We start from the raw sequence: 13,077 nt of genomic DNA on the forward strand, positions 1-13,077 counted from the left end.
TGACGCATGTCACGAATTCCCGGTCCTACGCGGTCGCCCGCCGCAGAACCGCGAAGACGGCGCGGGAGGACTCGCCGTCCGGGGTGTGCCACTGGGCCGTGACGCGGGCGCGGTCGGCCTCGTCGGCGGGGGCCTGCGGGTGCAGTACGCGGGTCACCGACAGGGCGAGCTCGGCGTCCGCGACCGGGTCCGGCAGGTCCGCGTCCCCGGCCCCGCCGGCCTCGACGGCGACCGTGGGGTCCGGCGTGCCGCTCTCGCTCTGCATCTGCGGCACGGCCTCGCCGCGCAGCAGCGCGCGGAGCCGGGCCACCAGCACCGGGTCCCCGGTGCCGTCGTACACCCAGCGCAGCCCCAGGACGCCGTGCTCCGACGTGCCGACGAGGGCCTGCTCGGCACCCTCCAACGCGGCCCCGCGGTACGTCAGCGGTACGTGGTAGGCGACCGGGGTGCCGTCGGCGGTATCGGTGACGACCATGAACTCGATGCCGACCTCGCCCTCGGGGTCGTCGAGCCGGAAGCCGCCCGCCTTGGCCAGCTGCGGGGCCCGGCCGGGGAGACCGGCGTACCAGGACTGCTTCGGCAGCCAGGACTCCAGGAGCTCCAGCTTGCCGGGGGTCATGGTGGTGCGGTGGATGACGGCCATGCCGGTGACTCCTCGGTGTCGTACGGAAGTTGGTCAACCGGAGGGGGAGTCTAATGGCCGCCGCCGCCCGCTCCCCGTGGGCCGGAACCGGAAGCTGCGACGCCGGTGAACCTTCCTGACGCGGCACTAGGTTGGTCGGCGCCCGCCCCCGTAGCCTTCCGGCCCCCCCCCGAAGGAGCACCGCAGTGCCCGCTGCCGACACCGTCCTCACCGGAGCCCGCGTCCGCACCCTCGACCCGGCCCGCCCCGGAGCCCGCGCGGTGGCCGTCACCGACGGCCTGATCACGGCCGTCGGCGACGAGCGCGACGTACGAGACTGGCGCGGCCCCGGCACCGAGGTGATCGACCTCGGCGGCGCCACGCTCACCCCCGGCCTCACCGACGCCCACAGCCACCCCGTCTGGGGCATCGAGGCGGCCACCGGAACCGACCTCTCCGCCGTCCGGGACCTGGACGGACTCCGCGCCGCCCTGCGCACCGCCGACCGGGCCCCCGGAGGATGGGTGGTGGGCTTCGGCCTCGACCACAACGCCTTCGGCGGCCGGCCCCTCGACCGGGCCCTGATCGAGGAGGCCCTCGCCGGGGCCCCCGCCTTCCTGCGCCTCTATGACGGCCACTCCGCCCTCGCGAGCGGCGCGGCCCTGACGGCCGCCGGGATCACCGGCCCCCGCGGCTTCGCCCAGCGGTCCGAGGTCGTCTGCGACGCCGAGGGGCGCCCCACCGGGCACCTGGTCGAGCACGCGGCGATGGCCCTGGTCGGCGCCCTGCTCCCGAAGCCGGCCCGCGCCGAGCGCCGGGACCGCCTCGTCGGGCTGCTCGGCGACATGGCGGCCACCGGCCTCACCGGCGCCCACGTCATGGACCTCGGCGACGGGGACGTACCGGCCCTCCTCGCCACCGTCGAGTACGAAGGACACCTGCCGCTGCGGCTGCGCCTGGCGCCCTGGTGCATGCCCGGGGCGGGGGAGGAGGAGCTGGCCGAGCTGATCGCGCTCCAGGGGACCGCCGGCCGCCACTGGCAGGTCGGCGGGGTGAAGCTCTTCATGGACGGCACCGTCGAGGGCGGCACCGCCTGGCTGGAGCATGCCGACTGCCACGGCCGGGGCACGGACGCCTTCTGGCCCGACCCCGAGGCCTACTCGGCGGCCGTACGGGTCCTGGACGCGGCCGGGGTGGGCACCGCGACCCACGCCATCGGCGACGCGGCGGTCCGGCACGTCCTCGACACCGTCGCGGCGCTGGGCGGCCGGGCGGCCCGGGCCCGGCACCGGATCGAGCACATCGAGACCGTCCCCGACGACCAGCTGAAGCGGTTCGCCGAGCTGGGAGCGGCCGCCTCCATGCAGCCGCCGCACACCGCCTACACCCGGGCGGACCACACCGACGAATGGTCGAAGCGGCTGGGGGAGGAGCGGGCGGCGCGCGCCTGGCGCTGCCGCGACCTGCGCGACGCCGGGGCGGTGCTCGCCCTCGGCTCGGACTGGCCCATCGCCCACCACGACGCCCGGCAGGTGCTGGCCACCGCCCGCAGCCCGCTGGGCGCGGCCGCGGCCGGGCGGGCCCTGACCGGGCTGATGGCACTGGAGGGCATGACCTCGCACGCCGCGCTCGCGGCGGGTGAGGAAGCGGTGGCGGGCCGGATCGCGCCGGGCTGCCGCGCGGACCTGACGGCCTTCGCCCTCGACCCGGTGACCGCCGCGCCGGACGAGCTGGCCGGGGCCCCGGTCCGGCTCACCGTCTCGGGCGGCCGGATCACGCACCGGGAGGGGGTTTGAAGGGAACCCGGAAGGCCGGACCTCAGCGCTGGAAGCGGCCCAGCACGGCCGCGGCCACCGGGTGGCGGCCCGTGTGCTCGGGCTCGCGCGGCAGCCGGTGCGGCAGCGCCCCGTACCAGGCGCGCGAGACGGCGAAGCCGAAGGCCAGGCAGACCATGCCGCCCACGGCGTCGAGCCAGAAGTGGTTGGCGGTGGCCACGATCACGATCAGGGTGGCCGTCGGGTAGAGCAGGCCGAGGATCCGTGCCCATGGAGCGGAGGCGACCGCGAAGATCGTCAGCCCGCACCAGAGCGACCACCCTATGTGCATCGAGGGCATGGCCGCGTACTGGTTCGACATGTGCTTGAGGTTGCCGGAGGCCATCGACCCCCAGGTGTGGTGCACCAGCACGGTGTCGATGAAGTCCTGCCCGTTCATCAGGCGGGGCGGTGCGAGCGGGTAGCAGTAGTAACCGACCAGGGCCACGCCCGTGGTGGCGAAGAGGATCAGCCGCGTCGCCGCGTACCGCCCCGGATGGAAACGGTAGATCCACACCAGTACGCCGATGGTCACGACGAAGTGGAGCGTGGCGTAGTAGTAGTTCATGCCCACGATCAGCCACGTCACCGAATTGATGGCGTGGTTGACCTGCTCCTCGACGGCGATGCCGAGGGTGCGCTCGAGATTCCACAGCCAGTCGGCGTTGGCGAGCGCGGCCGACTTCTGCTCGGGCACGGCGTTGCGGATCAGTGAGTACGTCCAGTAGCTGATCGCGATCAGCAGTACTTCGAACCAGATCCGCGGCCGGCGCGGTGAGCGCAACCGGGACAGGAGGGACTCGCCCTGGGCAGAGGTCGCCGCCGGGCGGGCATCACTGTCGGTCACGGGTGGTGACGAGACGTCCGTCCGGGTTTCCAGTGTCTTCACGCTCGATTCACCCATGGGGGAAGAGTCTGCCAGATGCGCTCTCGCCTCCGATCATCCCTCGGGACGGTCTTCGGCGCAGCCTCTCCCCCTCGGGGACTACTGGAGCCGTGACGCCAGGGATCCGTGGGGCCGGATCGCGGTCACGGGGCGGCGTCCCGGCGCTGGCGCGGCCCGGAGGCCGTGGAGCCCCGGACCACCAGCTCCGGCAGGAAGACGAATTCGCTGTGCGGGGCCGGCGTACCGCCGATCTCCTCCAGCAGGGTCCGCACCGCGGCCTGGCCCATCGCCTGCACGGGCTGGCGGATCGTGGTCAGCGGCGGATCCGTGAACGCTATGAGCGGGGAGTCGTCGAAACCGACCACCGAGACGTCCTGCGGCACCCGCAGGCCCTGCTGCCGGGCAGCCCGGATCGCGCCGAGCGCCATCATGTCGCTCGCGCACACCACGGCCGTGCAGCCGCGCGAGATCAACGCCGCCGCGGCGGCCTGGCCGCCCTCCAGGGTGTAGAGGGAGTGCTGGATCAGCTCCTCGATCTCGGCCTCGCCGAGTCCGAGCCGCTCCTTCATGCCGAGCCGGAAGCCCTCGATCTTGCGCACGACGGGCACGAACCGCTTGGGTCCGACCGCGAGGCCGATCCGGGTGTGCCCGAGCGCGGTCAGGTGGGTCACCGCGAGCTGCATCGCCGCCCGGTCGTCGGGGGAGACGAAGGGGGCCCGCACCTTGTCGGAGAAGCCGTTGATGAGGACGTACGGGACGCCCTGGCCGCGGAGCTGGTCGTAGCGGCCCATGTCGGCCGTCGTGTCGGCGTGCAGCCCGGAGACGAAGATGATCCCGGAGACCCCGCGGTCGACCAGCATCTCGGTCAGCTCGTCCTCGGTGGACCCGCCCGGGGTCTGCGTGGCCAGCACCGGCGTGTACCCCTGGCGCGTCAGCGCCTGGCCGATGACCTGGGCGAGCGCCGGGAAGATGGGGTTGTCGAGCTCGGGGGTTATCAGGCCGACCAGTCCCGCGCTGCGCTGGCGCAGCCGTACGGGCCGTTCGTAGCCGAGTACGTCGAGCGCGGCCAGCACGGACTCACGGGTGCCCGCGGCCACACCGGGCTTGCCGTTGAGCACGCGGCTGACTGTGGCTTCGCTGACCCCCGCCTGGGCTGCGATGTCGGCTAGCCGTGCGGTCACGGGATTGGACTGTACCGGTCGCGGGTTCACACTGACCACCACGTGCACGAATCCGCGGGAAGCCGCACGGTACGGCCGTCCGTCTCGACCGGCGAGCTGGAGAGTACGGGGCGCCCCGGCGAGGGCAGTTCGAGCGCATCGGGGAGGGTGTTGACGGTGCAGGCGAAGCCGGGCCGGGTGAACAGCAGCACGCCTTCGGGCGCCGGCAGCCAGGTCAGCGGCCCGGCCTCCGGGGCGCCGAGGCCCGGCAGCGCACGCCGCAGTTCCAGCGCGGCGCGGTACAGCTCCAGGGTGGAGTGCGGGTCGCCGGTCTGGGCGGCGACGCCGAGGCCGCCCCAGCCGGCGGGCTGCGGGAGCCAGCTGCCGGCCGGGCCGAAGCCGTACGGGGGCTCCGTCCCGGACCAGGGCAGCGGGACCCGGCAGCCGTCGCGCAGCCCGTCCTGTCCGGCGGTGCGCAGGAAGGCCGGGTCCCGGCGCACCGCGTCGGGGAGGTCCAGCACCTCGGGGAGCCCGAGTTCCTCGCCCTGGTAGACGTACGCCGACCCGGGCAGGGCCAGCATCAGCAGCGCGGCCGCCCGGGCCCTGGCCAGGCCCTGCACGCCGTCCCCGTAGCGGGTGACATGGCGTACGACGTCGTGGTTGGACAGCACCCAGGTGGTCGGCGCGCCGACGGAGGCGGTGGCGGCCAGGGACTCGTCGATGACGGTGCGCATCGCGTCCGGGTCCCACGGGCAGTTCAGGAACCGGAAGTTGAAGGCCTGGTGCAGCTCGTCGGGCCGTACGTACAGGGCGAGCCGCTCGGAGGTCGGCGCCCAGGCCTCGGCGACCCCGATGCGGTCGCCCGGGTAGGAGTCCAGCAGCCGGCGCCATGAGCGGTGGATCTCGTGCACCCGGTCCTGGTCGAAGAAGGGCAGCGGCTCGGTGCCGATCAGGGTGGCCTGGGCGCCGCGGCCGATGTCCGGCAGGCCGGGGGCCTTGACCATGCCGTGGGCCACGTCGATGCGGAAGCCGTCGACGCCGAGGTCGAGCCAGAAACGCAGGACGGAGGTGAACTCGGCGGCGACCTCGGGGTGGTCCCAGTTCAGGTCGGGCTGCTCGGGGGCGAAGAGGTGCAGGTACCAGGAGCCGTCGGGGGTCCGGGTCCAGGCGGGGCCGCCGAAGACGGACTCCCAGTCGTTGGGCGGTGCGGCCCCGTCCGCGCCCCGCCCCGGGCGGAAGAGGTAGCGCTCCCGCGCGCCCGGCTCCCCGGCGAGGGCGGCGCGGAACCAGGGGTGCTGTTCGGAGGTGTGGTTCGGCACCACGTCCACGATGACCCGCAGGCCCAGCGCGTGGGCGGCCCGTACGAGGGCGTCCGCGTCGGAGAGGTCCCCGAAGAGGGGGTCCACGGCCCGGTAGTCCGCGACGTCGTAGCCGCCGTCGGCCTGCGGGGACACGTAGAAGGGGGTCAGCCACACCGCGTCGACACCGAGCCGGGCCAGGTGCGGGAGGCGCTCGCGCACCCCGCGCAGGTCCCCGACGCCGTCTCCGTCGCTGTCCGCGAAGGAGCGGACGTAGACCTGATAGATGACGGCATCGCGCCACCAGCGGCCGGTCCCGGTGCCGTTGCTGGAAGAGCTTGCAAGCCGCGATGCCGTCAACTCATGGGTCATATCGGGGTCAACGCGAGTACACCTCCCCTGGTTGCGGGCCCGGGCAGTCGAAGACTCTTCGAACTAACAGCAAGCTGCGGCAACCGTACGGACACACGGATGTAACGATCAGCTTCTCTTGCAGAAAATTGCCGCAAGCTCTTTCGGACGGCTTGCAGGCTTGTTACGTTCCTGGCAACTCGGGACCGCGAGGGCGCGTCCGGGATCATCGAAGGAGTTCATATGCGGCGTGGCATAGCGGCCACCGCGCTGGTCGCGGCCCTGGCGCTCGCGGCGACGGCTTGCGGCGGTGACGGCAAGGACGCGGGTGAGGACACCAAGGCCGGCGGAGAGCTCTCCGGCACGGTCACCTGGTGGGACACCTCGAACGACACCGAGAAGGTGTCGTTCCAGAAGATCGCCGAGGCGTTCACCGCCAAGCACCCCAAGGTCACCGTCAAGTACGTCAACATCCCGTACGGCGACGCGCAGAACAAGGTCAAGAACGCCTTCAACAGCGGTTCCGAAGCCCCTGACGTGATCCGCGCCGACGTCGGCTGGGTCGCCGACTTCGCCTCGCTCGGCTACCTCGACGAGGTCCCGGCCGAGACCGTGAAGAAGATCGACGCCGAGTTCCTCCCCAAGGCCGCGGCCAGCGGCAAGTACGAGGGCAAGACCTACGCGGTCCCGCAGGTCATCGACACCCTGGGCCTCCTCTACAACAAGAAGATGCTCGCCGACGCCGGTGTGCAGCCCCCCACCACGCTGGAGGAGCTGAAGACCGCCGCCGCGGCCGTCAAGGCGAAGACCGGCAAGGCCGGCCTGTACCTGCGCGGCGACGACAGCTACTGGTTCCTGCCGTTCATCTACGGCGAGGGCGGCGACCTGGTCGACGCCAAGAACAAGACGGTCACCGTCGACGGCCCGGCCGGCGTCAAGGCCCTCAAGGCCGCCCGTGACCTGGTCGCCTCCGGCGCCGCCGTCACCAACGCCACCGACGGCTACGCCAACATGCAGACCGCCTTCAAGTCCGGGGAGGTCGCGATGATGATCAACGGCCCCTGGGCGGTCGCCGACACCTACGCCGGCGACCAGTTCAAGGACAAGGCCAACCTCGGCGTCGCCACCGTCCCGGCCGGCTCCGCCAAGGCGGGCGCCCCGCAGGGCGGCCACGACCTCGCCGTGTACGCCGGCTCCAAGAACCGCGCCGCCTCGCACGCCTTCGTCGAGTACATGACCTCGCAGGAGGTCCAGGTGCAGGCCACCAAGGAGCTCAGCCTGCTCCCCACGCGGACCGCGGCCTACGAGCAGCCCGACGTCAAGGGCAGCGAGATGGTCCAGTTCTTCAAGCCCGCCGTGGACAAGGCCGTCGAGCGCGCCTGGATCCCGGAGAACGGCTCGCTCTTCGAGCCGCTGAAGGTCGAATACACCAAGGCGGTCACCGGAGCATCGAGCCCCGAGGACGCGGCCAAGGCGGCCGGAGTCGAGTTCCGCAAGATTCTCAAGGGTTGGAAGTAGCGAAACCATGGCTGCTCACACCAGCCAGTCGGTGGCGAAGGCCGCGGGCGACGACGTCGCCCGCGGCCCGAGCCGCAGGACTGACAGCGGGAAGCGCGGTGGACTGAAGCGAGCGCTCGCCACCCACTGGTACGCCTGGACGATGGTCACCCCCGTGGTGCTCGTCCTCGGCGTGATCATCGGCTGGCCGCTCGCCCGCGGCGTCTACCTCTCGCTCACGGACGCCAACGAGCGCAACGTCGGCCGGACGATCGGCGCCAACCACATCGAGGCGACGTACGAGTTCGTCGGACTCGACAACTACACGGCCGTCCTCAGCGACCCGGTGTTCCTCCAGCGGCTGGTGTGGACGGTGACGTGGACCGTCGCCTGCGTGTCGATCACCTTCATGCTCGGCCTCGCCCTCGCCAACATGCTCAACCGGGAGTTCAAGGGCCGCGCCGCCTACCGGATGGCGCTCATCCTGCCCTGGGCCGTCCCCGGCTTCGTCTCCGTCTTCGCCTGGCGGTTCCTCTTCAACCGCGACAACGGCATCCTCAACAAGATCCTCGAAGGCGGCGGCATCTCCGCCGTCCCCTGGCTCGACGACCCCACCTGGGCCAAGGTCGCGGTCATCGCCGTCAACGTCTGGCTCGGCGTCCCCTTCATGATGGTCGCCCTGCTCGGCGGGCTCCAGTCGATCCCCGGCGAGCTCTACGAGGCCGCCGAGATGGACGGCGCGAGCGCCTGGCAGCGGTTCCGCCACATCACCCTGCCCGGGCTGCGCGCGGTGAGCATGACGGTGATCCTGCTCTCCACCATCTGGACCTTCAACATGTTCCCGGTGATCTTCCTGCTCACCCGGGGCGGACCGGGCGACGCCACCGAGATCCTCGTGACCCAGGCCTTCCGCGAGGCGTTCGTACAGAGCCCGCGCGACTTCGCCGGCTCCGCCACCTGGGGCGTGCTGATCCTCCTGCTGCTCGTGATCTTCGCGCTGGTCTACCGGCGCTCGCTGCGCAAGCAGGGAGAGGTGTGGTGACCATGACCACCAGCACGCGGGGCCGCCGCGCCCCCCTCGCCTCCGTCGGCCTGCACGCCACCCTGATCGTCGCGTCCGTGATCGCCGTCTTCCCGGTGCTGTGGGTCCTGCTGACCTCCCTCAAGCCCGCGAAGCAGGCCATCAGCACGGACTTCGTGAAGGACCCGACCCTGGAGAACTACCGCTACCTGGTGGAGTCGACCTCCTTCTTCACCTGGTTCGGCAACTCCGTCCTGGTCGCCGGCATCACCACCGTCCTCGGCGTGTTCATCGCCGCCACCACCGGATACGCCGTCAGCCGGTTCAAGTTCCCCGGCATGAAGCCGCTGATGTGGACCCTGCTCATCACGCAGATGTTCCCCATGGCCATCCTGATCGTCCCGCTCTACAACCTCATGGGACAACTGGGGCTGCTCAACCAGCCCGTCGGGCTGATCGTCACCTACCTCACCATCGCCGTGCCGTTCTGCGCCTGGATGATGAAGAGCTTCTTCGACACCATCCCGGTGGAGATCGACGAATCCGGCCGCGTCGACGGACTCAACCCCTTCGGCACCTTCTGGCGGCTGATCCTGCCGCTGGCCAAGCCCGGCCTCGCCGTCACCGGCTTCTACTCCTTCATCACCGCCTGGGGCGAAGTCGCCTACGCCTCCGCCTTCATGGTCGGCGACGAGAACCTCACCCTGGCCGGAGGACTGCAGACCTTCGTCACCCAGTACACCGCCAACTGGGGCCCGATGACCGCCGCCTCGGTCGTCATCGCGATCCCCGCGGCACTCTTCTTCGTCTTCGCCCAGCGTCACCTCGTCGCCGGGATGACGGCAGGCGCGACCAAGGGCTGACCACCCGCTGACCACCCCCGCGCCCGCCCCCTCTCACCCCCGGCCCGATCTCTCCAAGGACGACATGACCCAGCACCTCGCCGACGCACTCGCCACCCCGACCGGCACCCAGCCCGGTTGGTGGAGAGAAGCGGTGATCTACCAGGTCTATCCGCGCAGCTTCGCCGACTCCGACGGGGACGGCATGGGGGACCTCGAAGGCATCCGCAGCCGACTGCCCTACCTCAAGGAGCTGGGCGTCGACGCCGTCTGGCTCAGCCCCTTCTACGCCTCCCCGCAGGCCGACGCCGGCTACGACGTCGCCGACTACCGGGCCATCGACCCCATGTTCGGCAGCCTGCACGACGCCGACGCCGTGATCCGCGAGGCCCACGCCCTGGGCCTGCGCATCATCGTCGACCTCGTCCCCAACCACTGCTCCGACCAGCACGAATGGTTCAAGCAGGCACTGCGCGAAGGGCCCGGCACCCCGCTGCGCGAGCGCTTCCACTTCCGCCCCGGGCAGGGCGCGACCGGGGAGCTCCCGCCCAACGACTGGGAGTCCATCTTCGGCGGCCCCGCCTGGACCCGGGTCGCCGACGGCGAGTGGTACCTGCACCTCTTCGCCCCCGAGCAGCCCGACTTCAACTGGGAACACCCCGCCGTCCAGGACGAGTTCCGCTCCATCCTGCGGTTCTGGCTGGACCTGGGCACCGACGGCTTCCGCATCGACGTCGCCCACGGCCTCGTCAAGGCCCCCGGCCTGCCCGACCTCGGCCGCGACGAGCAGCTCAAGCTGCTCGGCAACCAGGTGCTCCCCTTCTTCGACCAGGACGGGGTCCACGAGATCTACCGCTCCTGGCGCCTGATCCTCGACGAGTACGCGGGCGACCGCATCGGCGTCGCCGAGGCCTGGACCCCCAGCGCGGAGCGCACCGCGATGTACCTGCGCCCCGACGAGCTGCACCAGGCCTTCAACTTCCAGTACCTGAACACCGGCTGGGACGCCGAGGCGCTGCGCGCCACGATCGACGAGTCGCTCGACGCGATGCGGCCGGTCGGCGCGCCGACCACCTGGGTGCTGTCCAACCACGACGTCGTACGCCACCGCACCCGCTTCGGCAGCCTGGAGCGCGCGCGGGCGGCCGCGCTGCTGATGCTGGCCCTGCCCGGATCGGCGTACGTCTACCAGGGCGAGGAGCTCGGCCTGCCGGAGGTCCTGGACCTCCCCGACGCGGTGCGCCAGGACCCCTCCTTCTTCAAGGAGAACGGCCAGGACGGACTGCGCGACGGCTGCCGCGTGCCGATCCCGTGGTCCGGCGACCAGGCCCCGTACGGCTTCGGGACGGGCGGCAGCTGGCTGCCGCAGCCCGCCGAGTGGGCCGGGCTGAGCGTCGAGGCGCAGACCGGCGACCCGGCCTCCACGCTGGAGCTGTACCGCGCGGCCCTGCGGGTGCGGCGCGCGCACCCGGCACTGGGCGCGGGCGACGCCGTGGAGTGGCTGCCGGCTCCGGAGGGCGTACTGGCCTTCCGCCGCGGCGACTTCGTGTGCACGGCGAACACCACGGGCGAGGCCGTACGGCTGCCCGCGCCGGGCACGGTCGTGCTGGCGAGCACGGACCTCGCGGAGCCGGGCCTCCTTCCGGCGGACAGCACGGTGTGGTGGCAGGGGTGACTTCCCCGCTGCGGCTGACGGACATCGCTGCGCAGGCCCAGGTCAGCGAGGCGACCGTCAGCCGCGTGGTCAACGGCAAACCGGGCGTCGCGGCCGGCACCCGGCACAAGGTGCTGGCCGCGCTCGACCTGCTGGGCTACGAGCGGCCCGTACGGCTCAAGCGGCGCAGCAACGGCCTGGTGGGACTGCTGATCCCGGAGCTGACGAACCCCATATTCCCGGCTTTCGCGCAGGTCATCGAGCAGGCGCTGGCCGGGCACGGCTACACCCCGGTGCTGTGCACGCAGACCCCCGGCGGGGCCACCGAGGACGAGCTGGTGGAACAGCTGGAGGAGCGCGGGGTCACGGGGATCGTCTTCCTGTCGGGCCTGCACGCGGACTCGGCGGCCGACCCCGCGCGCTACCGGCGACTGGCGGCGCGCGGGGTTCCCTTCGTCCTGATCAACGGCTTCAACGAGAGCGTCAACGCCCCCTTCATCTCCCCGGACGACCGGGCGGCGGCGGACATGGCCGTGCGGCACCTGGAGGACCTGGGCCACCGCAGGATCGGCCTGGCGATCGGGCCGACGCGCTACGTGCCGTCGGCGCGCAAGGAACAGGGCTTCCTGGGGGCGCTGCCGTCGGCCGACTCGGAAGGCCTGATCCAGCGCACGCTGTTCACGGTCGAGGGCGGCCACGCGGCGGGCATCGCCCTGCTGGACCGCGGCTGCACGGGCATCGTGTGCGGCAGCGACCCGATGGCACTCGGCGTCATCCGCGCGGCGCGCGAACGGGGCCTGCGGGTCCCCGAGGACGTGTCGGTGGTCGGCTTCGACGACTCCCCGCTGATCGCCTTCACGGACCCACCGCTGACCACGGTCCGCCAGCCGGTGCGCGCGATGGCGACGGCGGCGGTGGGCGCCCTGCTGGAGGCGGTCTCCGGCACCCCGGTCCAGCGCACGGAGTACGTCTTCCAGCCGGAACTGGTGGTGCGAGGGTCGACGGGGCAGGCGCCGGGGGTGGGGTAGCGGCTCGGGCGTGATGCCGGGTACGCCGTCCACTCGGTGGCGTTGACGGGGTCCGGGGGCGTCCCGTCAGTCCACTGTCCTTCCGGGCCGGTCCGGTCCCTCAAGGGCGCTCCTTCGTCGCGTCGCTTCGCGATGTCGCTGCGCTCCACCCTTGACCGACCGACCCGTCCCGGAATGCCAGAAGCCTGCCGGGAAGCCCCCGAAGGAATGGCCGGGTTCAACAGTGTCCAGGAGCGGCCCCCGCCAGGGACCCGCGAGGAACCCCCGGACCGGCCCAACTGCCCCCCGGGCCGACCACATGACCCTGGCGGGAGGTCCGGCGCGCCAGATCGCTACGCGCTCCTCCCGGCCAAGCGTCTGCCACCCGTCCGGGGCCGGGAATAGGCCGCCAACGATCGCTACGCGCTCCCCGACGACTGCGTCCGACGACCGTCTGGGGCTGGGCATAGGCCGCCATGGATGGACCTGGGGGTCTGAGGTCATCTGGCGGCGATCAGACCGACCATCTGCACGGCAATCCATCCCGGTGGTCCCTGACGGGTGCCGGATGGGCCCGGAAGTCGGCCTGATCGTCGCCACATGACGTCAGCCCCCAAGTCCGTCCTGGGCGGCCTATGTCCAGCCCCAAACCGGTCGCAGACGCAGTCGTCGAGGAGCGCATAACGATCGTTGGCGGCCTATGTCCGGCCCCGGACGGGTGGCAGACGCCGATAAGGAGGAGCGCGTAGCGATCTGGCGCGCCTGACCTCCCGCCAGGGTCATGTGGTCGGCCCGGGGAGCAGTCAGGCAGGTCCGGGGGTCCCTCGCGGGTCGCTGACCCTCCCCGTCCCTGAACACGTAAACCTCCCGGCCATTCCTTCGGGGGCTTCCCGGCAGGCTTCTGGCATTCCGGGACGGGTCGGTC

The 13,077-nt window shown here is 71.8% G+C and carries 10 protein-coding genes; 6 read left to right on the plus strand and 4 right to left on the minus strand.

The genetic code is table 11. The annotated features are described in order from the left end of the window. Positions 1-25: 25 nt before the first annotated feature. Complete coding sequence (locus ACZ7GJ_RS17365; protein WP_470752520.1) at positions 26-643, minus strand: maltokinase N-terminal cap-like domain-containing protein; 618 nt, start codon at positions 641-643, stop codon at positions 26-28. A 185-nt stretch (positions 644-828) separates the two neighbouring features. Here ACZ7GJ_RS17365 and ACZ7GJ_RS17370 point away from each other — a divergent pair, with 185 nt between their 5' ends. Then, complete coding sequence (locus tag ACZ7GJ_RS17370; protein ID WP_470752521.1) at positions 829-2,418, plus strand: amidohydrolase; 1,590 nt, start codon at positions 829-831, stop codon at positions 2,416-2,418. A gap of 22 nt (positions 2,419-2,440) precedes the next feature. Here ACZ7GJ_RS17370 and ACZ7GJ_RS17375 read toward each other — a convergent pair whose 3' ends face one another. The 3 genes from ACZ7GJ_RS17375 to ACZ7GJ_RS17385 form a co-directional block, all read right to left on the minus strand. Continuing rightward, complete coding sequence (locus ACZ7GJ_RS17375) at positions 2,441-3,340, minus strand: phosphatase PAP2 family protein (RefSeq protein WP_470752522.1); 900 nt, start codon at positions 3,338-3,340, stop codon at positions 2,441-2,443. Positions 3,341-3,465: 125 nt separating this feature from the next. Further along, positions 3,466-4,503, minus strand: a complete 1,038-nt coding sequence (locus ACZ7GJ_RS17380; RefSeq protein ID WP_470752523.1) for a LacI family DNA-binding transcriptional regulator — start codon at positions 4,501-4,503, stop codon at positions 3,466-3,468. A 26-nt stretch (positions 4,504-4,529) separates the two neighbouring features. After that, a complete protein-coding gene (locus tag ACZ7GJ_RS17385; protein ID WP_470752525.1) occupies positions 4,530-6,152 on the minus strand; it encodes a glycoside hydrolase family 13 protein in 1,623 nt (540 codons plus the stop codon). A gap of 222 nt (positions 6,153-6,374) precedes the next feature. Between ACZ7GJ_RS17385 and ACZ7GJ_RS17390 the strand changes: the two genes are divergently transcribed. From ACZ7GJ_RS17390 to ACZ7GJ_RS17410, 5 genes are all read left to right on the plus strand, one after another. Then, on the plus strand, positions 6,375-7,649 hold the full coding sequence (locus tag ACZ7GJ_RS17390; protein WP_470752528.1) for an extracellular solute-binding protein: 1,275 nt from the start codon (positions 6,375-6,377) through the stop codon (positions 7,647-7,649). Positions 7,650-7,656: 7 nt separating this feature from the next. After that, entirely contained in the window at positions 7,657-8,670 is a 1,014-nt protein-coding gene (locus ACZ7GJ_RS17395; RefSeq protein WP_470752531.1) for a carbohydrate ABC transporter permease, read from the plus strand. 2 nt (positions 8,671-8,672) lie between these two features. Then, the gene (locus ACZ7GJ_RS17400) at positions 8,673-9,512 is read left to right on the plus strand and encodes a sugar ABC transporter permease (RefSeq protein ID WP_470752533.1); all 840 of its coding nucleotides are present in this window, start codon (positions 8,673-8,675) and stop codon (positions 9,510-9,512) included. Between the two features lie 64 nt (positions 9,513-9,576). Next, the gene (locus ACZ7GJ_RS17405) at positions 9,577-11,166 is read left to right on the plus strand and encodes a glycoside hydrolase family 13 protein (RefSeq protein ID WP_470752535.1); all 1,590 of its coding nucleotides are present in this window, start codon (positions 9,577-9,579) and stop codon (positions 11,164-11,166) included. Continuing rightward, on the plus strand, positions 11,154-12,173 hold the full coding sequence (locus ACZ7GJ_RS17410; RefSeq protein ID WP_470752537.1) for a LacI family DNA-binding transcriptional regulator: 1,020 nt from the start codon (positions 11,154-11,156) through the stop codon (positions 12,171-12,173). Before ACZ7GJ_RS17405 ends, ACZ7GJ_RS17410 begins: the two co-directional genes overlap by 13 nt. Positions 12,174-13,077: the final 904 nt, after the last annotated feature.

This window comes from Streptomyces sp. NPDC037242 (assembly GCF_055604165.1).